Genomic DNA, 26,056 nt, shown 5'->3' on the forward strand with positions numbered 1-26,056 from the left:
AGTCTTTAGGTCGTATCAGAACCAACCGAAAAGACACTATGAACAGATTATCCGAAGCCGCAAAAAGACGATACCCGCGTAAAGCGTTCAGAAAGAAGCTGAGCTTTATGTTTGGGGGGAAAGCCAATATGGCCTTCGGAGTTGAAATTGGTGAGGGTGGTATGTCTATTAAGACGAATGAAACCCTTGCTGTGGATCAGAAGCTAATTTTAAATTTCTTTTTATCAGAGAAAGATTTCTTTTCGATCCGAGCGACACTTAGAAATGTGGCGAGCTTGGCGAATACTACGGAAACAATCTATGGGGTGAGTTTTGACGACGTCCCCATAGCCCTAAGACGACAAATCCGAACCTATGTGGCTCGGACTATCTAGAAACTACAAGAGTTAATAAAAAACTAAATTAAGAGCAAATTACTTTGCGCTTAAAGCTTTTTGAACTTGAGCAGATAAACGCGCAATTTTACGAGAAGCAGTAGCTTTGCTGAAAACGCCTTTTTGAGCAGCTTTCATCATTTGGCTAGTGTAGTAAGATAATAATTGCGGAATACTTGCAGCGTCTTTCTTTTTCAAAGCAGATGCTAAGCTTTTTTCGCCAGTACGCACTTTTGATTTGCGATCAGAATTAACTTTGTTTTTGCGAACCGCTTGACGTGCTCTTTTAGCTGCTGACTTGTGTTGTGCCAAGGTATAACCTCCATTATAAATAAATACGCTAATTAAAACGAATTTAAGGAGTTAACATAGAGCATCCAGACAGGCAAGACCATTCTGTGCTAAAGAACGCTTTAAAGATGGCTTTTGGCACTATGACCAGTCGCGTGCTCGGGCAATTGAGAGAAAGTCTCTTAGCCTATTACTTCGATAAACGGGTCACAGATGCTTGGGCGGCGGCTTTTAGGCTTCCAAATATGTTCAGACGGCTTTTGGGCGAAGGTTCCCTGTCTGTCAGTTTTATCCCTGTTTTTGTTGAGGCCCAACAAGATAACCACCTCAGAGCTCAAAATTTAGTCAATTCTGTTTATAGCCTGCTTTTATTGATTTTGGGCTGTTTGTCGGCCTTTGGTATTTTATACCCTCAGCCCTTGTTAAATATGGTGCTGGATGCCTCTTATTTGGCAGATACAGAAAAGTATCTGATGACCCTTAGAATGACCAAGATCATGTTCGGCTTTGTCTTCTTCATCAGTTCCTACGCTTTTATGATGGGGATCCTGAATGCCCTTGGCCAGTTCGCTTTACCGGCTATGGCTCCGACTTTCTGGAATCTCTGCATGATTATTTCTACCGTGCTGCCACAGAGGTATTTTGAGCATACCGGTGACCAGCTGGCTTGGGGTGTCCTTATCGGTGGAGCCGTGCAGGCGGCTATTTTGATTCCCGCTTTGGTGAAGTCAGGATTTTTACCACGGCTTACAATGAATTTTCGCAATCCCGATTTTTTACGTGTTTTAAGGAATATGGCTCCTGGCTTATTGGGTATGGGGCTTTTGCAATTCACCACCATCATCAATCTAAGATTTTCATCGTCGTTACAAGAGGGCACGATCTCTTATATCAATTACGTAGATCGTCTTATTGAACTGCCGCTATCATTGATTTCTGTGAGCCTTGGAACAGCTCTGTTGCCAGCGTTATCGGGCTTTGTGGCACGCAACGAAAAGAAAAAGCTCAGTCAGACGGCTCGTCACTATTTAGAGTTCAACTTTCTTTTAACAGCCGCAGCGGCCATTGGTTTGTACGTACTGGCACATCCTGTAGTGAAACTTTTATTTGGTCGCGGACGATTTTTAGATAGTGACGTTTTCATGACGGCCGAGATCCTGCGGACTTATTGTTGGATTATGGTGTTTTCAAGTGGCGTTCGTGTTTTAACTCCGGCTTACTATGCTGTGAAGAACACATGGTTTCCGGCATTGGTTTCATGTGCCTGTTTAGGGGTTCATATTCTGGTAGCCCCGCAGTTGATGGCTGTTTATCAAGTGCATGGCTTAATGCTGTCGACTATTATCAGCGCCTCTTTGAACCTGAGCTTATTACTTCTTTTCTTTAAATTACTTGTTGGGGATTTTGAATACTTACATTTTTTCAAAAATGTAGTGGGCTACTCATTGTTGGCATTAACAGCAGGAGTCGGTGCTAGTATTTTCTTTGTCATACAACCGCGTTTGCCAGAGGGATTTTGGTTTTTATTGCCAAACCTTGTCTTGAGTATTGTTTGCGGCATTGCACTTTTTGTAGTGGCTGGTTATGTATTCCGTGTCACAGCTGTCAGTGAAGTCCTAAATAAAGTTTTAAGACGTTTAAAAAGACGCTAAAACGACGACGCTAAAAAACGATTCAAGAAATAATTCAAATGAAAGCAATTAGCCAAAGGTAAAACTGCGCATGGCAATCGACGAGTTTTGAATTTCGTCGTAGACCCAGTTTAAAGAATCATTGGGAGTGCTAGCACCTAAGATATAAAGCATAGGCAAGTAGTGATCTAGGCTTGGCACTGCTAATTGGCCCGAGAGAGTTTTGTTATAATCCGTAGCTAAAGCCTGAAAGTCACGCTGTTCGATTTTTTCTTTAGACCAAATATCGAATTCAACTGCCCAATCATAAGCAGGTGCATGCAAATCACGTGAGTAATTACGTAAGTTGTGAACGATATTGCCGCTTCCTAAAATCAGAACGCCTTCTTTTCTTAAAGACTGTAGCATCTGACCGATCTGCAGATGTTCACTTGGAGGCAAGCTCATATCAAGACTCAGTTGAAGCACGGGTATATCCGCATTGGGATAAATGTGAGTTAAAACACTCCATGTTCCATGATCAAGTCCCCATTGTTCTTGGTCAGAGCGAATATGAATGTTAGGAAAAGCTGTTATTAATTTAATGGCCAATTCAGGTAAACCATCGGCAGGGTACTGAACTTGGTACAGAGCCTCTGGGAAACCATAGAAGTCATGAATGGTCTTTGGCTTACGAGCAACAGTGACATAGCTTCCGTTCGTCATCCAATGTGCCGAGACACAAAGAATGGCAGTGGGTTTAGGTAAATTCTGTCCCAATAAGTTTAGTGTTTGGCTGTATTGATCTTTTGCCAGAGCATTCATCGGAGAGCCGTGTCCGATAAAAGCAACAGGCATTATAGACTGATTAGTATTAGACATAGGCTCTCCTTTCAATGAATCAAATATTCAAACTATTTTTTAGCAACTTCTTTAGCAGCTTGGATTTTTAAAGTGATTGTCACTTCATCACCAACTACAGGACCAGCTTCAACAGCTTTGCTCCATGTTAAACCGAACTCTTGACGATTGATTTTTGTAGAAGCTACGAAAGCAGCTTTTGTGTTGCCGTAAGCATCTGCAACAGTTCCTTTGTACTGACCATCAAAAGTTACTTTTTTAGTTTTACCTTTGATTGTTAAATCACCAGTAACTTTAAATGACTCTGGAGTTCCAGTGATAGAGGTGCTTTTGAAAGTCATTTTAGGGTGCTTAGCTGCATCGAAGAAATCTGGGCTCTTCAAGTGATTATCACGATCAGTTACACCAGTGTCGATTGAACCGATTTCTGCTTCTGCAGTTAATGTCGATTTATCGAACTTTTCGTTGATTGTTAAAACGCCCGAGAAAGTTTTAAACTTACCTTCAACAGAAGAGATAACTAAGTGAGGGATTTCGAATCCTACGCTTGAGTGCATGCCGTCTACATTGTATTTGCCAGCTTGCAATTTTGTGTTAGCCCATGCAGTTGTTGTTAGTGCCAAAGTTAAAAGCGCGGTTGTCATTAATTGTTTCATAGTGGTCTCCTTATTTGTTAGTAAACAAAGTATGGCAGAATGACCTTTGTTCTAAAAGTCATTGAAAATATAACTCATTGTTGCTATATTGGAACAATCAATATGGACTATAATCGTGTTGCTCTGTTTATAAGCGTCGTCGAAGCGGGAAGCCTCTCAGAGGCAGCTCGTCGTTTGAATGTGGCAAAATCGAACCTAAGTCGCTCGTTGTCATCCTTAGAACAAGAGCTTGGAATTCAATTGATATACCGCAACACACGCAACTTTCGTCCAACGGAAGCTGGACTTAATTTTTACAATCAATGTCGGGGGCCGTTTTTCGATATTAAAATGGCCGCCGAAAGTATGAAACAAAATGATAAAGAGCTAAAGGGTAACTTTGTTATTACAGCAGCCGTTGATTTAGCACATACGATTTTGCCGTCGATTGTTGCGGACTTTTCGAAAGCGTATCCGAGCTTACAAGTCGAAATCAGAGCCGAAGATCGCTTTGTCAATCTTGTTAAAGAGGGTGTGGATTTAGCATTAAGAATGGGAACCTTAAGCGATTCTGATTTAAAGGCGACTAAGATTAGTGATATTTCTTTGATTCTAGTTTCGACGGCTCAGTATTTGAATTCACATCCACGCATTCGTACGTTGGAACAGTTAAAGGAACATACGTATGTATCGTTCAATCGCCGATTCGATAAGAACATCACGTTGATCAAACGTGGAGGCAGTTCCTACCGCATCAAGATGAGCTCACAGTTGATTGCGAATAATCCTATTATCGCGAAGACTTTAACCTTATTAGGTAAAGGCATTGCTTTGCTACCGGATTTTATTTGTTATGACGAGTTGAAAACAGGGCAGTTGGTAAGAGTGCTTCCTGATTTTGCTTCTGAAGCCAGTCCGGTTCATTTTGTCTGGCCAGCGCGGGGGGCCGAGTCTCCGAAAGTGCGCGCCTTTGTCGATTTCAGTCGCGACACGCTAAGAAAATATTTTATCACCAGTGCGATTGACTAAGCGGCCTGACTCCACACACGAATTTGTTCTAAAAGTTGAGATGAAATTTCGTGGAATTTAACAGCGTAGTAAAGACCACTGTTGTTCTTGAGCATTTGTACGGAGTAATTTTTGCGTAGGATAATACCTTCTGCCGTTAATTTTTCCTGTGTGGCAGTTGTTAGCTCTAAATGGAGCTTGAGATGTTCGCCGATCTCAATGTTAGGGGAATCAAGCAAGCAAAGACCGCCCCCTTCGGAAATAGAGACAAACTCACCTGCGAAAAACTTAGTAGAATTGTGGCCAATCACAGGAATTTTTACACTTACACGTTTATACTGACGAGAAATAAAGGTCGAAGCATACTCGGGCTCTTTTTTTAAAAGATAATCCAAGTGTTGCTTACTGAACTCTTCAAGTTGATAAATGGGAGTCCAATCTTTTAGATGCTCGGCCCAAACATAATTGAAATCCATCAGTTGTTTTGACTGAAGAAGATGTATTATTTTTTTATATTTATAAGGGCCGTATTTTTGTTCCCCTATCAATACATACCATGCCGATGCGTCTTTCATAGATTACTTATCGACAAAACAAGTAGAATTCTGAGTCTCTACGGAGTGAGCTGGACTTTTTTGTTAAGAGTTTGTCAAAAAAAAGGCGCTGTCTTATTTTGAGACAGTTTGTTTCGCCTTTTTCCAAAGCTGTTCTTTTTCCTCGGGACTGGTCGCAATGAAGGCCTCAAGCCCATTTTTTTGATGAACCATATTTTCAAAACGTTGAATGAAGCGACGATTAGCTTCACGAAGTGCAGATTCAGGATCTACTTGTAAGTGTCGTGCTACTTGCGCGGCCGAAAATAAGACATCACCTAATTCGTGCTCAATGTTTTTTTGTTGTTCTGCTGTTGCGTCTTCCAAAGCTTCTTCTAGTTCGACAATTTCTGCGCGCAGTTGCTGTAGAACTTGTCGGGCATTGGACCAATCGAATTGGTACTTTTGTGTTTTATCTCCGATACTGTAGGCGCGTTGCAGTGCAGGCAAAGATGGGGGGATATCGAAAGAGCTTTCTTTTTTTGGTTTGTTCTTCTTTTCAGCCTTTTTGATTTCTTGCCAGTTGCTAATGACTTCTTTTGCATCTTGAACTTTAACATCGGAAAAGACGTGGGGATGGCGTCGCACAATTTTTGAGGCGATCGATTCGATAACATTGGATATATCAAATGCTTGGCGCTCTTTTGCTAACTGAGCATGTAGGATTACCTGAAAGAGGACGTCTCCGAGTTCTTCGCAAATATGTGGATCGGTTGCGGACTCTAGGGCTTCAACTAACTCGTGAACTTCCTCGATGGCATAGCGGGCTAGTGATTGGTGGCTTTGCTGTTTATCCCATGGACAGCCGTCTGGGCCGCGTAGGTCTGCGATAACTTGAAGCAGAGATTCAAATGTATTGAGTGTTTTTGGTGGTTGAGGCATATTCAGATTGTTGCATGAAAGTGAATATAGTCAATGAACCAGAAAAGTTATTGTCCGCGCCGCAGTTGAAAAAACTGGTTCAGCGTATTTGTCGTTACTTTGCTGTTAAGAAGATACGCAATCGTCAAATGCTATTAAAGAAAAAAGAACTAACAGTTGTATTTTTATCTCGCGCCGAGATGAAGACGATTAATTATCAATTTCGTAAAAAAAATAAACCTACGGATATTTTAAGCTTTGCAAGTGGAGATCCTGAATCGTTAGGGGAGCTCCTCTTATGCCTTCCAGTATTAGAAGAGCAGGCCAAACGACAGCAGCATTCACTTCAACATGAAACAGCCTACATGCTGATCCATGGGATATTACATTTATTGGGATATGATCACGAATTGTCCAAAGCGGAAGAGCAGTTGATGTTCAGATTGCAAGATAGATGTTTTGAGGAAATAAGTAGATTATTTAGAAGTAATATTCAATCTAATAGTACTTAACTTATAGGTATAATAATTAAGACTTGAGTTCCTTCACCTAAATTTGAGATTATGCGTATTGAAGCGCCTATTCGGTGAGCTTCTTGGTGCATTGTGTAGAGAGCTATACCATGACCTGAATATGTATTTTCTGAGTTAGTTTTTCCAAAAGATAGAGGCTTTTCCCCTAGAACTTTCAGTATATGAGGTGGGATTCCGCGGCCATGATCTGTGATGGTCACCTGCAGATGGTTGTTTATTACAGAAAAATGAATTTGAACGAGATCGTCATTTTGCGATGCCTCTTGAGAGTTCTGAACACAGTTATTAATAGATCTGTATAGGAATAATGCCGCCGTATTTGTGATGGAAAAATTTTGAAGATCTGATTCGGTGCTGAATTGAGCTTTGTTTTTTAAAGATATATTTCGAATTACATATTCTTTTTGTAAACGTTCAAAGATATTCAGAATATTGTCTGTCGTTGGAGGAGTAGTGAGTGGTAAAGAGAGAGGGGCATTTGCAGAGGTTTCTTTTTTACTGGGTCGAGTATAAAGTAGTAGCTGATTTGCTATATCTTCAATTCGATTAATCGTATCGATTTGAATTTTCTGAATCTCTTGCTGGTTTATTTTGCTAGTTATAAGTTTTAACGTAGAGAGTGGCGAACGAATATCATGAGCAACCGCTTGCATCAGATTTGCCAACTCAATTTTAAATTCAATGTTTCTCATGAGAGAACGGTAAATAAAAAATATAAGAGCTCCCATTAGAAGACCTATTAGTAGATATTGAGCTAAAAGAGAATTCTTGTACACAACAACTATTTTATAAGATTGATTATTACTCTCTATAATTCTGTTAAAGGTTAGTAGATCATAGGATTTCTTTTTAGAACTTACTTCAAAAATCAGATGAGCGTTTGAGAAAATTGACATTTTCTTTACTGAAATACTCAGTAAAGGTGTCATGATGATCTTAAGATTTGCATAATCTTGTCGTTGCAATAATGGAAGGATAGAGTTGCTAATTATGTTAGTTTGATTTGTAAGATTGAAAAAGAGAGCTACCTGTATCAGCGTAGAAAAAACAGTAAGTGATATTAAAAGAAAAATATATTTTTTCATCTAATAGGATGGGGGAATGTGTTAATAGAATTTAACAAAGAGGATGAGATCTTAAGACGTTTATAGATTTTATCAATGTCAGGAAAACCACGATAAAGATCGAGCATATTGGGATTACTGGCCCGTACAAAGACAAGAGGTATGTCTTTTAAGACGTGAGATTTGTATTCGACAAAAGATGTTGTGCTACTTGTATCTTCATAGACCCATTTTCCTGAAAATTGAAATATAAAATTTTTAAAAAAATCAGAAAATTTCGGATCGAATAATAAGTTCCCATGCTCGTTGTAAGAATATTTTTTTATTTGAGAAAATTGATCTATTGTTGTTGGCGTAGAAATACGCCTATTCTTAAAATATAATAATTGTCTAAAAGCTTCTATATGTGAGGTTAATGCCGCTTGGTATTTTGAGATATGTAGCCCCATGCCTATAAAGCACATACTCTCTAGTTGTAAGAAACAGAGACTGAAGACTTTGTTAGCGAGATCGTTTTGAAATATTCGGCAGCTAATATTTTCTTTTCTATGAAATCTGTCAAATGGCTCTTCCAAGTCAAAGCAACGAAAGCTTTTTAAAAATCCGCCATGATAATTAAGAAGAAAGAAGTCTCGTTCTTGAAGCTCACACAAGGCTTTTTCTTGAGCAGTTAAAATATCTGTGAAGACAGCACATCCATTGCTAGAAGGTATGTTATTTTCTAAAATGATTAAGCGCTCATATGCTTCAGCGAAGGCGATTTGAAGGGCCTTATCAGCATTTGTTGCAGTTCCTCTTCCAGTTGTTTTGAAAGAATCTATCGAGAGATCTACATGGTAATCATAAATAAGATTGTGAAAGTCTTGCGGCCAAATAATTTTTGAGACTTTTAACACATTCCGCTTGGTTAAGTTATAAATGGATGTGTTTAATTTTTTTTGAAGTTCCATACCAAAGTGCGTGAATTATATTTTGAGATGTCTCCTTTAATGTTGTGAGACATGGCGGTTGTGTAGGGGGCAGCAAAAATAGGAACTACTTTTGCTGCCAAGAGCGATTCATAGTGGAGTTGGTTGATATATTGAGCTTGTTCAGCTGAATTACGCTGAAGAGTGAATTCTAATAGCAATTGTTCAGTTTTTTTATTCTTTGCAACTAAAAGTCCATGTTTAACTGCAAAAGCAAAAAAAGAGAAACTATTGTCAAAACTAACATCATTTGTCAGGAGCATAATGTCAGGGGATCTTTTAACGCCATTTAATATACTATTTGGATTATGTTTTTCAATCTTTAGATTTGGTATATCTTGTTTTAAATGTTCCCACTTTTGAGGATTAGATACGCCTAAAGTAAATACGTACTGAGGTACAGAGGTCGATTGTAAACGGTTTATTCGTACGTTCTCTTGTTGTTCTTTTGTAAGGTAGCCCTGCCCAAAAAACTGAATAAATTCGTCAGTTTTTTGGGCTCCATATATCTGAAGTTTATTAACTTCATCAGAGATTTTTTTTGCTACAAAAAAACGTTCGCTAATCTGTGACTCTTGTGCCGCTTTATCGGAAAAAACGACCAGTCCTACGCTAATAGGATATGTTTCAAGTTTACTCCAGTTTTTATTACGAAGAGACATGTCAATATCTGCAGTTAATGGAACTGTCGAGCTGATGATATCAATTTTATTTTCTGCAAGTAACGATTCCACCGTATGAGAGTTTGAATTGATGATTTCAATAGTATCTGGTGCTTGAGGGTGGTGTTGATATAATTTCGCGTTGGCATGCAGACGACTGAAATCATTATTTTTGATATGGTAATATCCAGACGTTATTGAATAGTCTATTATTTTAGACTCAGAAAGCGGCACTGCTTGGTCAAGAGCTTTGGCTGGGATGATTTTGAAGTTTATTGAGGATAAAAGAGACAGGAGCAGAGGTTTCTTCTGCTCCTCGGATATCTTGATTATTAGTTGGTTTTTGCGAACAAATATTTTCTGAAGACAACTGTTGGAGTTTTCTTCAGAGGAACAAAGAAGATATTTAATATTTGCATGATCGTTCTGTTGATGAAGTATAGAGCGGTGAAGGCTTATCAGAGCATCATTGGCTGTCACTGTAGTATTATCTTCAAAATGACAAATGAATTCATCCTCGCTCCATTCATAGAAAGTGCAAAGGTCTGGATGAAGCTGTCCATCTAAACCTTCATTTATGAGGCCACGGTAAAGATGATTTGTAAAAAATGCGTTTGTTAAAGTTGTATTTTGAATGGGATCAACAGGAAGCTTAAGATTATCTAGATTGACTGCGACACGGAGAGAGTACGACATATGAAGAGTCCTTGTAGTTGAAGCAGTTATAAGAGTGATCAAAGTTACAAATACAACTAAGCAGTATGAGGGCTTTATCAGTATCAATCAGTCAAAGTTCCTATACAGTTCGCTGGTTCACTAGATTCCGTAATATTTAGAGTTTGGATTAAGTTTTCGGATTGAAGCTTTTGAACTAAAGATGAAGAGGGCTCTTTAGCCTTATAATTATGAGCAAATGAAAAAAGACTTATAAACATCGTAGTGATAAAAGAGATACTTCTTTTTATAGACATAGATCCTCCTCAATCTTTTTATTCTAAAAGGCCGATGGCGGTAAATATATATATGTTTTGTTGTAAATATTACTGAGGTGAGAGTTGAAAGCTGACTCTGTCTATGTGTTAATAGACCTAATAGAGTCTATTCCGCAGTGAAGTGGAATAAGAAATTAAATCTGTTAATCTAAAGTAATCTTCTCCGCCTCTGTTCTGATTGGCTCACAGATTCCCATCTGTTATTCTTGTTGTATTTGTTTTTTTCCTTGGTCCACAGTTCTGATTGGCTCACAGATTCCCATCTGTTATTCTTTCATTGATGAACTGTATGAATACTTTGGAGTTCTGATTGGCTCACAGATTCCCATCTGTTATTCTTCGTCGGTAGCGACGGTGTTCATGGTTTCAGTTCTGATTGGCTCACAGATTCCCATCTGTTATTCTTTGCAAGGGTCGGGGGATCGGGGGTTAAACGTTCTGATTGGCTCACAGATTCCCATCTGTTATTCTCAAACTCAGTAAAACATTTGCAATACATCAGTTCTGATTGGCTCACAGATTCCCATCTGTTATTCTACAAATTTCAGCGAACATCGACAAGGTTGTGTTCTGATTGGCTCACAGATTCCCATCTGTTATTCTCGTCAATGAAGACAGTTGTCACAGCCGTAGGTTCTGATTGGCTCACAGATTCCCATCTGTTATTCTAAGCATTTAAAAAGAATCATTGAGCGAAAGTTCTGATTGGCTCACAGATTCCCATCTGTTATTCTAAGCATTTAAAAAGAATCATTGAGCGAAAGTTCTGATTGGCTCACAGATTCCCATCTGTTATTCTCTGCTGCGACCATGTTGAAAGTTTCACTCAGTTCTGATTGGCTCACAGATTCCCATCTGTTATTCTTTACACAATTCAACTATATGCCAGTTCCAAGTTCTGATTGGCTCACAGATTCCCATCTGTTATTCTAGCTGTTGCAAAATCAGTCAAAATGAAAACGTTCTGATTGGCTCACAGATTCCCATCTGTTATTCTTGATCGCAGTATTAAAGGGTTTAGAGATGTGTTCTGATTGGCTCACAGATTCCCATCTGTTATTCTCGTGATCTTCTGGCCCGTTTCTTTTAAATAGTTCTGATTGGCTCACAGATTCCCATCTGTTATTCTTATATTGAACATGGCAAAAAATACCGCCAGTTCTGATTGGCTCACAGATTCCCATCTGTTATTCTACGGTTCCGTTTTTGAGGGGACGAAAGTTAGTTCTGATTGGCTCACAGATTCCCATCTGTTATTCTGAGATCACGGATCATCCTGATTTGGATCTGGTTCTGATTGGCTCACAGATTCCCATCTGTTATTCTAAATAGGCACAGATGGCTTTGGCGTTCTCTGTTCTGATTGGCTCACAGATTCCCATCTGTTATTCTGCTTCTCAAGCGAATCAGCGAGCCGCTTGCGTTCTGATTGGCTCACAGATTCCCATCTGTTATTCTCGAGCTCGCTAAACTATTAGATCATCAGATGTTCTGATTGGCTCACAGATTCCCATCTGTTATTCTTGACTTTTTTTGTAAGCCTACTTAGTTTCCGTTCTGATTGGCTCACAGATTCCCATCTGTTATTCTGAGAGACCAGAGAGGTCTAATCTAGGGGTAGTTCTGATTGGCTCACAGATTCCCATCTGTTATTCTATATGGAAAAAGAATGTGCATCATGCGGCGGTTCTGATTGGCTCACAGATTCCCATCTGTTATTCTCTTAGAGGGTCACGAGATGCTCGATCTACTGTTCTGATTGGCTCACAGATTCCCATCTGTTATTCTCAACAGAGATCGCCTCTCTGATGTGGCTGAGTTCTGATTGGCTCACAGATTCCCATCTGTTATTCTAGAGGAAAAAGAAATACAGGACATAATGAGGTTCTGATTGGCTCACAGATTCCCATCTGTTATTCTAATGGGCTTACAAAGCTCATTACACCGCCGGTTCTGATTGGCTCACAGATTCCCATCTGTTATTCTGGCCGTCTCGAGGGTGATGAATATGTTGCTGTTCTGATTGGCTCACAGATTCCCATCTGTTATTCTGCGCCGGTCCAATGGTCCAAACATTTTGTCGTTCTGATTGGCTCACAGATTCCCATCTGTTATTCTTGATTCCCAAACACAAAAAAAGTATTTTTGTTCTGATTGGCTCACAGATTCCCATCTGTTATTCTAAGGAGTCTCCGTGAAAACATACATCAAAGGTTCTGATTGGCTCACAGATTCCCATCTGTTATTCTCCAGCTTAAAATTGTAATAAACCCGCCCTTGTTCTGATTGGCTCACAGATTCCCATCTGTTATTCTTTAGATTGGCTTCATATCTCACCTCCACAAGTTCTGATTGGCTCACAGATTCCCATCTGTTATTCTTTGGACCTTTAGCCTTGGCGTTTATAAGCCAGTTCTGATTGGCTCACAGATTCCCATCTGTTATTCTTGCACAGAATCGATGGCCCCGGCCATTTAGTTCTGATTGGCTCACAGATTCCCATCTGTTATTCTTAAAAGGTGAGACGTGGTTCTTGAATGGATGTTCTGATTGGCTCACAGATTCCCATCTGTTATTCTTTGCGCGAGTTACCAAGAGCAGCCGTGTCGGTTCTGATTGGCTCACAGATTCCCATCTGTTATTCTAATTATACACAGGTTGTTCACCTAAGTGAGGTTCTGATTGGCTCACAGATTCCCATCTGTTATTCTTTGTGCAAGCCGCTTGCTTAAAAGTAACATGTTCTGATTGGCTCACAGATTCCCATCTGTTATTCTCCACCAGAACTTCTTACCCTCTGATGACCGGTTCTGATTGGCTCACAGATTCCCATCTGTTATTCTGTTTCTCGTTGTCCTAAATAAGACAAGCCAGTTCTGATTGGCTCACAGATTCCCATCTGTTATTCTGACTTTTAGCTGGTTGTGGTTGTTGCATACGTTCTGATTGGCTCACAGATTCCCATCTGTTATTCTGGCCTTTAGCGGTATCGCCTGCAATCCCTTGTTCTGATTGGCTCACAGATTCCCATCTGTTATTCTCCATTTTCAAAGAAGTCTCGTCGTAATTCAGTTCTGATTGGCTCACAGATTCCCATCTGTTATTCTAAAAATCGACTTGAGTGAAAGGTTATATGCGTTCTGATTGGCTCACAGATTCCCATCTGTTATTCTAGCTCGCTACAGTTTAAAAAAATTAGTACAGTTCTGATTGGCTCACAGATTCCCATCTGTTATTCTGTTAATTATGTGATTAATGATAGATAATTGGTTCTGATTGGCTCACAGATTCCCATCTGTTATTCTCAGACGTTTACACGCCAGAGGGCGAAGACAGTTCTGATTGGCTCACAGATTCCCATCTGTTATTCTTGAAAAAAAATTTATATGCAATCCGTGACAGTTCTGATTGGCTCACAGATTCCCATCTGTTATTCTATTGCGAGTATTACGGCGGCAAGCTAGCCCGTTCTGATTGGCTCACAGATTCCCATCTGTTATTCTAAACATTCAGCTTAGCAAGAAGTTTTCTGTGTTCTGATTGGCTCACAGATTCCCATCTGTTATTCTAGTATTTTGAAAAAACAGAAGAGTTTAACAGTTCTGATTGGCTCACAGATTCCCATCTGTTATTCTCATCTATCCCATCAGGAAAGTACTTTCTACGTTCTGATTGGCTCACAGATTCCCATCTGTTATTCTAGCGCTTCATCAAAATGAACTCAAGCCAGAGTTCTGATTGGCTCACAGATTCCCATCTGTTATTCTTTTTCGCCTTCAGCAGTTTGAACCACCTCAGTTCTGATTGGCTCACAGATTCCCATCTGTTATTCTTTCGTTTTAATCATAGAATTCTCCTTTTAGTTCTGATTGGCTCACAGATTCCCATCTGTTATTCTGAAGATGGACGACGCGATCAAAGAGTTTTCGTTCTGATTGGCTCACAGATTCCCATCTGTTATTCTTCGAGTGTCGGTCTTCGATCTATGCCAGCAGTTCTGATTGGCTCACAGATTCCCATCTGTTATTCTATTGACAATAAATACATAAAACGATGAGCAGTTCTGATTGGCTCACAGATTCCCATCTGTTATTCTGCCTTGATGAAAACACCGATGCCGCCAAGAGTTCTGATTGGCTCACAGATTCCCATCTGTTATTCTGGCTCAGGCATAATATATGCCAGAGTAATAGTTCTGATTGGCTCACAGATTCCCATCTGTTATTCTCAGCGATCGAGCCAGTATCGCTAACTGAAGGTTCTGATTGGCTCACAGATTCCCATCTGTTATTCTTCGATCAACACAGTTGAAAATGGTGCGACAGTTCTGATTGGCTCACAGATTCCCATCTGTTATTCTCTTATTTAAATTTTACAAAGGAGATTGCATGTTCTGATTGGCTCACAGATTCCCATCTGTTATTCTTGTCTTGCCTGGTTGGATAAAATTTTTCATGTTCTGATTGGCTCACAGATTCCCATCTGTTATTCTAAGTAGGACGTTTAAACAAATCTGATTACGTTCTGATTGGCTCACAGATTCCCATCTGTTATTCTTTTATTACGCGAATCGTGCGAAGGCTAACAGTTCTGATTGGCTCACAGATTCCCATCTGTTATTCTCCCTAGTCGCAACCCTCGCAAGCAAGGATCGTTCTGATTGGCTCACAGATTCCCATCTGTTATTCTGATAAAGTAATGTTTTTGGCTGACGATAATGTTCTGATTGGCTCACAGATTCCCATCTGTTATTCTTTTTATGTATTTATTGCACAGACAGTAAATGTTCTGATTGGCTCACAGATTCCCATCTGTTATTCTATTTGTCCGCATTGGTTGCAGGCGGTCATAGTTCTGATTGGCTCACAGATTCCCATCTGTTATTCTAGAGGGGGCTGCGCATCGTTGGTATGGAGCGTTCTGATTGGCTCACAGATTCCCATCTGTTATTCTTCACGCCCCATAAACCCTTGATAATAAAAGGGTTTATGGGTTTTTGTGGGGTTGAAAAATACCTAAAAAATTAGAAAAGTAAGAGTTGATCGGGGCTTTTTAAACGGCTTTTGGTGCCACAATAAAAGGTTTTTATGCTCTCATATTGCTTATCTGTGATGACTAACATATGAACAGTTCCTTGATCGGGCATGTATTTTTCGATCTTTTTGATGAAGGTTTCAGCTTCTTCACGCCCTTTGCAATGACGCATATAAACAGAGAATTGCGCCATGGAAAAACCCAGATCAAGCAAATTATTGCGAAAGTCGCTGGCCCTTTTTCTTTGTTCTTTATTTACTACCGGTAAGTCAAAAAGCACCTGTAACCACAAAAGTCTATACCCACTATATTGCATAAAAGTTTAAATTTATGGATGTATCAAATAACTTATAATCTGCATTTAGAATCGCATTGGTGAAAGAGTGACAGTACTCGTGAATGGCAGAGCTTAGAGGTTTCTTCTCATTTCTATAAATAACTTCGTGTTCTAGAATAATCGAAAGCTTTCTTTTATTTTGTGGGCTTAGATCAGATTCATCTTGAAGTGTATAACAGTAGCTATCAACAAGGGGGCGGAATGGTTCCATCAAATCATCAACTAGGCAGAAGGGATTTTCAAAGTTGCTGTGGTGAATACCAATCGTGGGGTTTAGGCCGCTAGACGCGACAGAGCGGGCGACAGCACTTCTAAGAATTGCATAGCCGTAATTTAAAAATGAATTGGTTCCAGATAATACGGGGTCGCGTCTGAAGTTGTCTCCAAAGAGTGTTTTCCAGTAAAGGCGTGCCGCTTGTGCTTCTAGGTTTGTTTCATCATGTATTTCAACCTCATGGAAGAATTTATCCATAAGTATCTGTTCTTTTTTTAAGTGCTTAAGAAGCTGATGTTGTTGCCAAATCTTTTGTTTGACGGCTTTTTGCCAAAGTCGTCCCTTTTGAATATCTGAAAGTGATATCTGGGCGGCTTGACGTTTTTGTGTAAGCGAATGACCTTGATATCCGAGCATACTGGCAAGGGGAGTGTATTTGCTGTCACAGAAGATAATAGGAATATTTCGTTCTATCATCGAGGTCACAACATTGGTGCTAATCAGTACATCTTCCGAAAGGATCAAAGCTGTGAATATGTCATCCAAAGGTATTTCGGACTCACCTTTGGATGACAATACAACTAAATGGCCTCTCGATTTGGTAATTTTTAAACCTGGAGAAAGAAACTCTAAAACGTGGTTTTTCATTTTAGAAGGGGTCCATTATCGGTAATGACTCCAGTTGGAGAAACTGATACTTTTCGAAATTTATAGTCAACTAATTTAGTATAGGCTGGTATAAATTGCGTTTCATTTGCTAGTTCAGATGATTGATTTATTTTAAGGAAGTATAGCTTTTTATTGGCGGCCCTTATCGACTTAACAATATAATAATTTAATTGATTATTTACTTCAAGAGCAACAGTGTCACCTTTGTAAACTTTTGTTACCAATTTCGCTGCTGGGTGTGGTCTTAAGTCATTCGGGTTCTTAGAGTTAAGATCGAACGTTTTAATCGCTGTAAAAATGTAATCTGTTTTTCTCTTTTTATGATTATCTGATTTTAATGTTATATTCTGTGGAAGACACCAAATAGCTAAATAGTTGATATCGCCTTTTTGATAGTGTTTAACGTGCTGCTTGTCCTTACCATGAGTGATCTTGGCAAGACCACTTTCAATTAGACCAATATCGGCAGGATTTTCTTTTGTAACATCATAGACTCTTAGTTTTTTAACCCCGCTTTTTGCAAGAGAGATTACGCCACTTTTTTCTGCGAGATTCTGTAAAGATTGACTTCGTATTGTGGATGGATCTTTAACTGAATCAAGAGATTTGGTTGTGATAAGTTTGAAATCGTTCTCTTCCTCATATTTATTTGGATTTTTAATCAATCCAAAACAAGTCTCCTCCATAAACGGCCCATTTTTCCCATGATCTACCTTGTGAGAAACAATGATCTCATTAAACTTTACATCAGCATCTTTGATGAAACCTTTCCAAGGCTCTGGAATAGGTATTCTATTCGGGTCTTGATTGCGTGCGGAAGCATCGGAAATACGTTTAAGGTAACTGCGGGAAGTTAGGGCTACAGTTAGGGCGTCGATAGCGTGATGGCGATGGTCTTCACGATTTTTAGTACCATCCGGCTTTTGAATGAACTGATTGAGTCCAAGTTTTCCCCGAATGATACTTGTCATTTGCCCACGGCTGGCAACAATCTTGTAAGGATCAGTTATGGAGCCTAGGTATTTTTTCGCAATTTTAGATATGTAACGAGTGTCATTTAGGTGACGTTGTAAAAACTGATCCTTTTCTTCAAATTTTTTAATAGCGTCCTCAGCAAATCTCCATTGTTTATGGTAGGGTAGTCTTTTTGCGAGTTCTTGAATTGACGCCCATTTTTCAGTATCTTGCCCGAAAGCCTCATAAGGGGTGCGATTACGTTTTTTCACGTTTTCTGAAGCTAATACCAAGACTTTATTGGCAAGGCTATCATCAAGAGTTCGTGAAAAAGGTAAAATATGATCCACCTGTACTTCATCAGAAAGAACCATCCGAGCTGAAATCGTTTTGCCTGAATAAGCACAAACTTGATTGTTCATAGCATCTAGTTCAAACCACAGCTTGACTCGTTCAAAATTAAAAGCGCTAGGCTTTTGATTATGTTTTTCAATAAAGTCCCGAACCTGTTCGTTCAGTTCCTCATTCTTTTTTTTCTTACGGTTGTCAAAATCACGTTCCTCTTTAGACTTTTTTAAATCACGGGCGAACTCAATATGAATATTGGTGGGTTTTCCATATTGCTCAATCAAGTCATTTACAACCTGCCTGATTTGGTTAAGTGCTGCATGTACTGTAGGATTAGCTATTTTACCATAGCGTTTCTCGTCTTCATTTAGAGTTAGGTTGTTGTCTTTAATATGTTGGGGAATTGGCTGCATAGAGTCGGGGATGCTGGCGCCGTAATAATCAAGTCTGTCTATTAAGGAAGTCTCTTCTTTTTCATTTTTAAATAAATCGTCAACAATTAAAGTTGGGTGGCGTTCCTCTTCTAAGATAAGAGAAACGATTTTCTGCAAGGCTTCTTTAGAATATGAACAGGTGGCCTCTTGAACATTAGGAACTTTTTCTTCTAATAAGTTTTCGATTATTTCAGAGTCTATTTTAAGTTGCAGAAGTCCTTTCTTAATTTCTTCCACAGACATGTCAGAGAAGTAGATTTCAGCAACTTCATCTTTGAGTTTTAAATCTAGAGAAGCCCACTCCTCGGCAAACAGTAAAGATTTGCTGAAGAAGTGGTTTGTAGTCGAAATTTTAATTTTATCTTTTGATTTAGATCTTTCTATAGAAAAGCTTAAATCAGATGGGAGTTTTAGAAGTTTTTTGATTTTTGTGTAAGTCGCTTCTCTGGTGTTTTTCAGCTCATGGAAAACTTTAAAAATTTGTTCGGAACTTAAAGAATGAGAATGAAAGTTCTCATCTTGATAGCTCAGATTAAAAAGCTCTGTTAAGAAACGATACTCTTCAAAAGAAGGCATATACTTATAGGTTCTTTTTTTGTCCTCGAATAAAGAGCACGTTCCGGTTTCTACTGGCTTCAGAGGTCTTTGATGGAACATTCTATTTCTTAGAGTATTCCATTGTTCGTCGGAGATCTCGGGAAAAAATTTACTTTGGGTTTCAACGATAAAGTCAAATTCATCCTCTATCAACTGACGCAATAAATGAAAGTCATTTTCGATAGTGGCTTTAGTAGATAAACCTTTTATATATCGGTCATGTAAATATTGGCCGACAGTTTTAAAGTCATTCTCTTTTAACTGTTCTTGTAGCTTTTTGATACGTTCTGATATTTTATTGGCTTTGTCTTCTTCGGAGCCGCCTTTGCGATTAGATTTAAACCCTCTTTTTAAATTTAAATAATAAAATACGCGTCCGAGTTCGTACGCGGAAAGTTGCTTTGATACTCCGTTGGCCCGTAGAGTCAGAACATCTAAAGACTTTAAGTCCTGTTGTTCTTGTTCACTTTGAGGAAAGAGACCCATGCTAACTAATTGATTGAGAACTAATTTTTTTCTTTGATGTAATCTATCACGTCGTCTGCGTTCATGACGTTTTTGACGTCTTTTCGAAGCTAATGTTGTTCCATCTTTCGGATGGCGTCCATCTGTGAAAATTCGGCTACCGAGCTTTTCAATTCTTTGAGGCTCTCCATTTGTATTCAATTCGAGAACGGCCCAACCAATAGAATTAGTGCCTACATCTAAACCAAGAGTGTATTTCATAAAAGGTCCCCTAAATTTTTTTGAGTTTATAGTTGACTACTTTCCCAAAATAATTTCAACTACATTTGTTACTGTTTTGTTTGTAGTTGGGAATCTGTGAGCCAATCAGTAACAAGTGCTACTGAGCTGTCAAAGGCTCAGTATGCGCACAAAATTGAAGAGGGGGCTACGGCCCCTTCTTTTTTTATTTCAATGATTTTTTAGGAAACAATAACGGAACAAAAAAATTGACCCACCGAATAGAAACCGCCACACTTACCCCATGTCACTCATTGCTGAATTATCAGAAGTTAAAAAAGAGATCGTAGAGCTGGAACAAGTTTCGGCGGACCTTCGGGGGTATCTTTGACCTCGATCGCAAAAAGAAACGCCTAGAAGAACTCAATATGTCGGCGGAAAATCCCGCCATCTGGGGTAAACCTCAGGAAATGCAAAAAATAAATAAAGAGCGTGCGATTCTGGAAAGAGCCATCGGCGAATGGAGTGCTTTTAATTCTCGCATCGAAGATGTAACGGTTCTTCTTGAAATGGCCGTGGAAGCGCAGGACGAGGGAACGTTTCAAGAGGTCAAACATGAATTGGAACAAATTCAAAAGACCGGAGAGGCCCTTGAGTTGCAACGTGTATTGAGTGGTGAGCTCGATGCAAACAGCGCGTATCTTTCTATTAACTCGGGTGCCGGTGGAACTGAAAGTTGTGACTGGGCTTCGATGTTACTACGTATGTACACTCGCTATGCAGATAAGCATGGTTATAAATGTGAAATTTTAGATATGACCGAAGGGGAAGAGGCGGGGATTAAATCCTGTACACTTTTGATTTCGGGTGAATATGCCTATGGTTATTTAAAAGCAGAGTCAGGAGTTCACCGCTTGGTGCGTATCTCTCCGTTTGACTCGAATGCTCGTCGCCATACATCGTTTGCCTCTGTATTTGTGTGGGCAGAAGTCGATGATGATATTCAGATTGATATTAGGCCGGATGATATCGAAGTCGAAACTTACAGATCTAGCGGGGCCGGTGGACAGCACGTTAATAAAACAGATTCGGCTGTGCGTATGCGCCATAAACCATCTGGTATCGTGGTGTCATCACAGACACAAAGATCACAAATACAAAATCGTGATAAAGCCATGAAGATGTTGAAAGCGGCTTTGTATGAAAAAGAGATCGAAAGAAAAAATAAAGAAAAAGATGAAATGAACTCTCAGAAAAAAGCCAACGAGTGGGGGTCGCAAATTCGATCTTATGTGATGCATCCCTATCAGATGGTAAAAGACCATAGAACTGCATTCCAGACGAATCAAGTGAATGCGGTTATGGACGGAGAGTTAGACGAGTACATCATGTCTTATTTGAAAGCTCAGTTAGCGGGAACACTGGGACAAAACACTGATGCGGGTGATTTAGAATGAAGTTGAACTTCTGGATAGCTTCAAAACTACTTTTTTCAAGAAAAGTCCTTTTTGGGGGTTCAGCACCACTTTCATTTTTGGGATTAGTTTTAGGTGTAGCGGCCTTAGTTGCGTCTATGGCGGTGATGAGTGGCTATGTAGAAACACTCAAAATGGCGATGACCGATGTGACCGGCGATTTGCAGGTTGTGCGTCGTGGACGTCTAGTAGATGACTGGAACAGTTTTTCACAAAAGATTAAAGAAAGTGAACCACGCGTTGTTTCGATGATGAGATTTGCTTACGCCGAAGCTGTGCTGGCCAGAAAAGGACAGGTTTCTGGAGTCTTACTACAGGGTATCGATGCGGCGGCCATGGGCGGAGTTCTAAATCTAGAGAAGCGGGTCAAGCAGGGACAACTAAAATTAGAGGCGGATCATATTGCTGTCGGTGCGGGCTTAGCTAAGAAATACGATTTGAAAATTGACGATAAAATTTATTTAGTCGTACCTTTAGCAACACCATTCGAGACAACGGCTTTTAGAAGACAATCAAAAGAATTTACAGTTTCGGCGGTAGTGGATTTTGGAAAAAATGATTGGAACGAGCGACTGGTTTTGAGCAATCTGTCGGCGTTACAGGCGCTAACTGAAATCGGCGATCGTTATACCGGAGTCTTTGTTAAGCTGGAAAATAGAGACGATGCTCCGCAAGCGGGATCGCGTCTGCTAGAGAGCTTAGGTCCCAATTTTTCGGTGATGACGTGGTACGATGTGAACCGAAATGTCTTTGAGGCTGTGGTGATTGAGCGGGCTGTTATTTTCTTTGTGGTGTTACTGATCGTCATTGTGGCGGCGTTTAATATCTCGAGCACGCTTTATGTATTTATTCGTCAAAGATATTCTGACATTGCTATTTTGAAAACTCTTGGCCTCAGTCAGCGTCAAGTCAGGTTGATTTTCATGAGTCAGGGAGTGATTGTCGGCTTGATGGGGACGATTATTGGAATTGTGATTGGCTATGATCTCTGTTTTGCTTTCATGTATTTACAAGATCATTACTCGCTGATTTCTGGATCTGTCTATCGTATTGATAAAATATATACGGAAGTGCGGTTTATTGATCTTGCAGTTATTTTCTTGGCCACACAGGTTATATGTTTGATTGCAACTTATTTCCCTGCATACAAAGGAAGTCAGTTACAAGTAGTTGAGGGGTTGAAAAATGGTTAATGATTCAAGTGCCTGTATGATTGAAGTTAAAAATGTAGTGAAGAACTATGTGACAGGTTCTTCAGAGTTGGAAGTTTTGAAAGATGTGAGCTTTGGCATTAATGCGGGTGAAGCTGTTTGTCTTTTAGGAGCTTCCGGAGCTGGTAAATCGACGTTGCTGCAAATCATGGGAACTTTAGATCGACCAACCTCAGGGCAGGTTTTGTATCGTGGTGATGATGTCTTTGCTTTAAATGATGAAAAATTATCCTTATTTCGTAACCAAAAAATGGGCTTCGTTTTTCAGTTCCATCACTTGATCCAAGAGATGACAGCACTAGAGAACATCATGTTGCCCTCACTTATAGCAGGTGATGACACGAGTTCGAGCCGTGCCGAAGCTTTAAAGTGGCTTGAGTTTATGGGATTGGGTGATCGAGCCGAGCATTTTCCACACCAGTTAAGCGGTGGTGAGTTACAGAGAGTGGCTATTGCACGTGCTTTAATCAAAAAACCTGAAGTTTTGTTTGCTGATGAGCCCACGGGGAACTTAGATTCTGAAAACTCGCGTAAAATTCAGGATCTTTTTTTTCAGCTCCGAGATCAATTGGGTTTAACTCTAATTGTGGTGACTCATGACATGGCATTTGCCGAAAAATTTCCACGTGTCTTTAAAGTCAAAGATGGACGACTTGCGTAATCGAAAATGAACGTACTTTGACAAGGTCCAGTACCCTCGCTAGCCTTGGGCTGTTGTGCATAATAAGTTATTAAAAAAATTAAGCTTTTTGATCCTTTTCCATTTTTTGATATGGGCTTTTACGTCCTCATTTTCGTACGCGCAAAGTGAAGCAAAAAATAAAACAGCTAAGCCAGTTTCGGGTGTAGTTAAAAGTATCGAGATCACAGGAAATAAAAAAATTGAAGCCGAAGCGGTTTTGGCTCGTTTGATTACAAAAACGGGTGATGTGTATTCAGAACAAAATATTGCTGAGGATATCAAAGAAGTTTTTAAAATGGGCTTCTTCGTGCAAATCGAAGTTTTGAAAGAGGCTCAATCGGATGGCTTGCATCTGGAATACAAAATTATTGAAAAGGCCTCTGTTACTGAAATCGTATTCGAGGGAAATTCAGATGTGAAATCTGAAGATCTTGAATCGCAGATATCAATCAAGCCCTACGAGATATTGAATCACAGTAAAATTGCGGACTCTATCATCAAGCTTGAAAAGTACTATGAAGAAAAAGGCTTTTATCTGGTCAAGATCAGTTCTTCTGTTGAAGAATTAGTGGCTGGCGAAAGTGTTCGTCTTAAGTTCAATATTCAAGAAAATGATAAAGTTAAAGTTCAAAAAATTACTTTCATCGGTAACGAAAAACTAAAAGATTCTTATTTGAAATCCCGCCTTGCTATTCAAGAAGCGGGCTTCTTTACTGGACTCAGTGGTTCTGGTTCCTACAGACAAGAGGCCTTTGAACGTGATTTGATGGCTTTGAAATATATGTACTGGAACGAAGGGTACATCAAAGTAAAAGTGGATCGTCCTTTAGTAACAGTGACTCCCGATAAAAAATCAATCTATGTGACATACCACATTGAAGAGGGTGAACAGTACTCTATCGGACAGGTGGATTTCACCGGGGATTTATTATTCAGTAAGGAAGAATTATCCCAGTCTGTAAAAATTAAGGACAATGGTGTTTTCTCTTTAGAGGTCATGCAGAAAGATATCGCTGACTTACAAGCTAAATACGGTGATGAAGGATATGCTTTCACCAACGTTATTCCCGTTTACGATTTCAACGATCGTGACCGCATCGTGGATTTAGTTTTCGAATTTGAAAAAGGCAATAAAGTTTATTTTGGTACATTCAATGTGGTGAATAACTCGAAAACTCGCGACAAAGTTGTTCGTCGTGAATTGAAAATTTTCGAGGGCGAGCTTTACAATGAAACAAGACGTCGCCAGTCTTTAGAAAACATCAAGCGTTTAGGATTCTTTGAGGAAGTTAACTTTAAAACAAGCACTCCTCCAGATAAACCAGATCAAATGAACATTGATATTATGCTGAAAGAGCGTAATACAGGACAGCTTCAATTGACGGCGGGTTATGGTAACGTTCAAGGTTTAAGCCTAGGTGGATCGGTTCAACAGAATAACTTCCGCGGATTGGGACAGACGCTTGGTGCACGTATTGAAGCGACAAAGAATCGTCAAGATTACTCGGTCAGTTTAACCGAGCCGTATCTGTACGACACAAAATGGTCTTCGGGATTCACAATCTTCTATGTCGAAAACAAAGAAAGAATCAACTACGACAATCGTCAGACAGGTGCTTCGTTACGATTTGGTCATCCGATCTGGAATGATAATCTACGCGCTTATGTTGGTTATAAAATTGAAAAGACAGCTCTATTCGAAAATGATTATACAGATCCACTTCTTTTCCCGTTAGAGACAGCCCGTGGTGTGGCGAGTTCGTTGACGGGAACGTTAGAGTACGACACGCGTGATGACCGCTTCAGTCCATCTAATGGTATTCTTGCGACATTGTCATACGAGTATGCAGGTGTAGGTGGAGACCTTAAATATCAAGAGAGCTATGCCTCGTTTAAGTTTTTCAAAAATGTCTTTATGGATGTTGTTTGGAGAAATAACATCGCTTTCAGCTTGTTGCAGTCATTGAACGATGAAGAGTTGCCATTTACTAAGCGCTATCAATTAGGTGGTGCTTATTCTCTTAGAGGTTTTGGCTCGAACACTGTTGGTCGCCGTATTTTTTCTCAGCTCAGATATAATCAGTTAGTTACAAATGATGGAAATCCTTTCTACACACCAGGGATCAGTCAAAGTGATCGTGAAAAACGTTCCAACTTGATCTTCGGTGGTACGCAACAATTGATTTTCCAAACAGAGCTTCAATTCCCGTTGATCAAAGAGGCGGGATTAAATGGTGTATTCTTCTATGATATGGGGCAGGCAGATGATGCTATTGTCTCTGATAAATTTGTAAGTGACTTTGGTATCGGCTTTAGATGGCAGTCTCCGTTAGGGCTTCTACGCTTTGAGTGGGGATGGCCATTACAATCAGATGATATGGACCGTGACGCGGTAAACTTTGAGTTTTCGATCGGCCCACCATTCTAAATTTAATAATAAAAGGAGTAACAACTATGAAAACATTATTATCAGTTTTATTGATCACATTGGGCGCAAGCTTGGCTTCTGCTGATGCTAAAATTGGCTATGTTGATGTACAAAGAGCGATTGAGCAATCTAGCATCGGCAAAAAAGCTAAAGATGAGATGAAGAAAGAAGCGGATAAGCGTAACAAGGATCTTGAAAAAAGAAAAACAGATATCGATAAAATGCGTGAAGATATCGAAAAGAAGCGTGCGGTCTTAACAGAAGAAGCATTCACAAAACGTGCGCAAGAGTTGCAAGAAGAAATGCAAAAATTCAACCAGTTAGCTGCTAAAGCACAAGGTGAATTACAAAAGAAAGAATCTGATTTGCTAGAACCAATCGTTAAAAAAATGCGCACAGTGATTGAAAAAATCGCTAAAGATAAAGGATTCTCTATGGTTCTTCAAAGTAATCCGAACGCTCAAATCGTATTATTTTCTACAGCTGATTCTGACTTAACAGAAGATGTGATTAAAGCGGTAGATAAAGAAAAGTAAT

Annotated in this window: 20 protein-coding genes and 1 CRISPR repeat array; of the genes, 9 read left to right on the forward strand and 11 right to left on the reverse strand. The window is 39.6% G+C overall.

What is annotated here, in order from left to right; translation table 11 throughout:
* Nucleotides 1-38: 38 nt before the first annotated feature.
* Nucleotides 39-374, forward strand: coding sequence for a PilZ domain-containing protein (locus A11Q_RS04505; protein WP_041575078.1), 336 nt, complete (start codon nucleotides 39-41; stop codon nucleotides 372-374).
* 39 nt (nucleotides 375-413) lie between these two features.
* Here the strand turns inward: A11Q_RS04505 and rpsT are convergent, their stop codons facing one another.
* The gene (rpsT, locus tag A11Q_RS04510) at nucleotides 414-686 is read right to left on the reverse strand and encodes a 30S ribosomal protein S20 (RefSeq protein WP_015469604.1); all 273 of its coding nucleotides are present in this window, start codon (nucleotides 684-686) and stop codon (nucleotides 414-416) included.
* A gap of 86 nt (nucleotides 687-772) precedes the next feature.
* Here rpsT and murJ point away from each other — a divergent pair, with 86 nt between their 5' ends.
* Complete coding sequence (gene murJ, locus A11Q_RS04515; RefSeq protein ID WP_148284938.1) at nucleotides 773-2,317, forward strand: murein biosynthesis integral membrane protein MurJ; 1,545 nt, start codon at nucleotides 773-775, stop codon at nucleotides 2,315-2,317.
* 48 nt (nucleotides 2,318-2,365) lie between these two features.
* Here murJ and ygiD read toward each other — a convergent pair whose 3' ends face one another.
* Together ygiD and A11Q_RS04525 are read right to left on the reverse strand one after the other, a co-directional pair.
* Nucleotides 2,366-3,157 carry a 4,5-DOPA-extradiol-dioxygenase gene (ygiD, locus tag A11Q_RS04520; protein WP_015469606.1) on the reverse strand — a complete coding sequence of 264 codons (792 nt, stop codon included), beginning with the start codon at nucleotides 3,155-3,157 and terminating at the stop codon, nucleotides 2,366-2,368.
* Between the two features lie 32 nt (nucleotides 3,158-3,189).
* Complete coding sequence (locus A11Q_RS04525) at nucleotides 3,190-3,792, reverse strand: YceI family protein (protein ID WP_015469607.1); 603 nt, start codon at nucleotides 3,790-3,792, stop codon at nucleotides 3,190-3,192.
* 39 nt (nucleotides 3,793-3,831) lie between these two features.
* Here A11Q_RS04525 and A11Q_RS04530 point away from each other — a divergent pair, with 39 nt between their 5' ends.
* Nucleotides 3,832-4,800 (forward strand): LysR family transcriptional regulator, encoded by a 969-nt coding sequence (locus A11Q_RS04530; RefSeq protein WP_041575080.1) that lies wholly within the window; start codon nucleotides 3,832-3,834, stop codon nucleotides 4,798-4,800.
* Here A11Q_RS04530 and A11Q_RS04535 read toward each other — a convergent pair.
* Nucleotides 4,797-5,354: a GYF domain-containing protein gene (locus A11Q_RS04535; RefSeq protein ID WP_015469609.1), complete on the reverse strand. Its 558-nt coding sequence runs from the start codon at nucleotides 5,352-5,354 to the stop codon at nucleotides 4,797-4,799. The genes A11Q_RS04530 and A11Q_RS04535 overlap by 4 nt on opposite strands.
* Nucleotides 5,355-5,447: 93 nt before the next feature.
* A complete protein-coding gene (gene mazG / locus A11Q_RS04540) occupies nucleotides 5,448-6,254 on the reverse strand; it encodes a nucleoside triphosphate pyrophosphohydrolase (RefSeq protein ID WP_015469610.1) in 807 nt (268 codons plus the stop codon).
* Between the two features lie 14 nt (nucleotides 6,255-6,268).
* Here mazG and ybeY point away from each other — a divergent pair, with 14 nt between their 5' ends.
* Nucleotides 6,269-6,745: an rRNA maturation RNase YbeY gene (gene ybeY, locus A11Q_RS04545; protein ID WP_015469611.1), complete on the forward strand. Its 477-nt coding sequence runs from the start codon at nucleotides 6,269-6,271 to the stop codon at nucleotides 6,743-6,745.
* On the opposite strand, the gene A11Q_RS04550 is transcribed toward ybeY, so the two are convergent.
* The 6 genes from A11Q_RS04550 to cas9 all read right to left on the reverse strand — a co-directional run bounded on the left by A11Q_RS04550 (nucleotide 6,742) and on the right by cas9 (nucleotide 19,765).
* Nucleotides 6,742-7,851 carry a sensor histidine kinase gene (locus A11Q_RS04550; RefSeq protein WP_015469612.1) on the reverse strand — a complete coding sequence of 370 codons (1,110 nt, stop codon included), beginning with the start codon at nucleotides 7,849-7,851 and terminating at the stop codon, nucleotides 6,742-6,744. The genes ybeY and A11Q_RS04550 overlap by 4 nt on opposite strands.
* Nucleotides 7,848-8,780 (reverse strand): YcaO-like family protein, encoded by a 933-nt coding sequence (locus A11Q_RS04555; protein WP_015469613.1) that lies wholly within the window; start codon nucleotides 8,778-8,780, stop codon nucleotides 7,848-7,850. Before A11Q_RS04555 ends, A11Q_RS04550 begins: the two co-directional genes overlap by 4 nt.
* A complete protein-coding gene (locus A11Q_RS04560; RefSeq protein WP_015469614.1) occupies nucleotides 8,759-10,156 on the reverse strand; it encodes a hypothetical protein in 1,398 nt (465 codons plus the stop codon). Before A11Q_RS04560 ends, A11Q_RS04555 begins: the two co-directional genes overlap by 22 nt.
* A gap of 467 nt (nucleotides 10,157-10,623) precedes the next feature.
* A CRISPR array of direct repeats spans nucleotides 10,624-15,405; the repeat unit is 36 nt; unit sequence GTTCTGATTGGCTCACAGATTCCCATCTGTTATTCT.
* Nucleotides 15,406-15,475: 70 nt separating this feature from the next.
* The gene (cas2, locus tag A11Q_RS04570) at nucleotides 15,476-15,778 is read right to left on the reverse strand and encodes a CRISPR-associated endonuclease Cas2 (protein ID WP_200860201.1); all 303 of its coding nucleotides are present in this window, start codon (nucleotides 15,776-15,778) and stop codon (nucleotides 15,476-15,478) included.
* Nucleotides 15,779-15,791: 13 nt separating this feature from the next.
* On the reverse strand, nucleotides 15,792-16,685 hold the full coding sequence (gene cas1, locus A11Q_RS04575; RefSeq protein ID WP_015469617.1) for a type II CRISPR-associated endonuclease Cas1: 894 nt from the start codon (nucleotides 16,683-16,685) through the stop codon (nucleotides 15,792-15,794).
* Nucleotides 16,682-19,765 (reverse strand): type II CRISPR RNA-guided endonuclease Cas9, encoded by a 3,084-nt coding sequence (gene cas9 / locus A11Q_RS04580; RefSeq protein WP_015469618.1) that lies wholly within the window; start codon nucleotides 19,763-19,765, stop codon nucleotides 16,682-16,684. Before cas9 ends, cas1 begins: the two co-directional genes overlap by 4 nt.
* Before the next feature lie 262 nt (nucleotides 19,766-20,027).
* On the opposite strand from cas9, the gene prfB reads away from it, so the two are divergent.
* From prfB to A11Q_RS04605, 5 genes are all read left to right on the forward strand, one after another.
* A protein-coding gene (gene prfB, locus A11Q_RS04585) for a peptide chain release factor 2 (RefSeq protein WP_420806410.1) occupies nucleotides 20,028-21,180 on the forward strand; the annotation gives its coding sequence in 2 pieces (ribosomal slippage) (nucleotides 20,028-20,111 and nucleotides 20,113-21,180; 1,152 coding nt in all).
* Nucleotides 21,177-22,391, forward strand: a complete 1,215-nt coding sequence (locus A11Q_RS04590) for an ABC transporter permease (RefSeq protein ID WP_015469620.1) — start codon at nucleotides 21,177-21,179, stop codon at nucleotides 22,389-22,391. The genes prfB and A11Q_RS04590 overlap by 4 nt, the downstream gene beginning before the upstream one ends.
* A complete protein-coding gene (locus A11Q_RS04595) occupies nucleotides 22,384-23,070 on the forward strand; it encodes an ABC transporter ATP-binding protein (protein WP_015469621.1) in 687 nt (228 codons plus the stop codon). Before A11Q_RS04590 ends, A11Q_RS04595 begins: the two co-directional genes overlap by 8 nt.
* Before the next feature lie 55 nt (nucleotides 23,071-23,125).
* Entirely contained in the window at nucleotides 23,126-25,519 is a 2,394-nt protein-coding gene (gene bamA, locus A11Q_RS04600) for an outer membrane protein assembly factor BamA (RefSeq protein ID WP_015469622.1), read from the forward strand.
* A gap of 26 nt (nucleotides 25,520-25,545) precedes the next feature.
* The gene (locus A11Q_RS04605; protein WP_015469623.1) at nucleotides 25,546-26,055 is read left to right on the forward strand and encodes an OmpH/Skp family outer membrane protein; all 510 of its coding nucleotides are present in this window, start codon (nucleotides 25,546-25,548) and stop codon (nucleotides 26,053-26,055) included.
* Nucleotide 26,056: the final 1 nt, after the last annotated feature.

The sequence above is a fragment of the Pseudobdellovibrio exovorus JSS genome, assembly GCF_000348725.1.
In the GTDB taxonomy this organism is placed as follows: Bacteria; Bdellovibrionota; Bdellovibrionia; order Bdellovibrionales; family Bdellovibrionaceae; genus Pseudobdellovibrio; species Pseudobdellovibrio exovorus.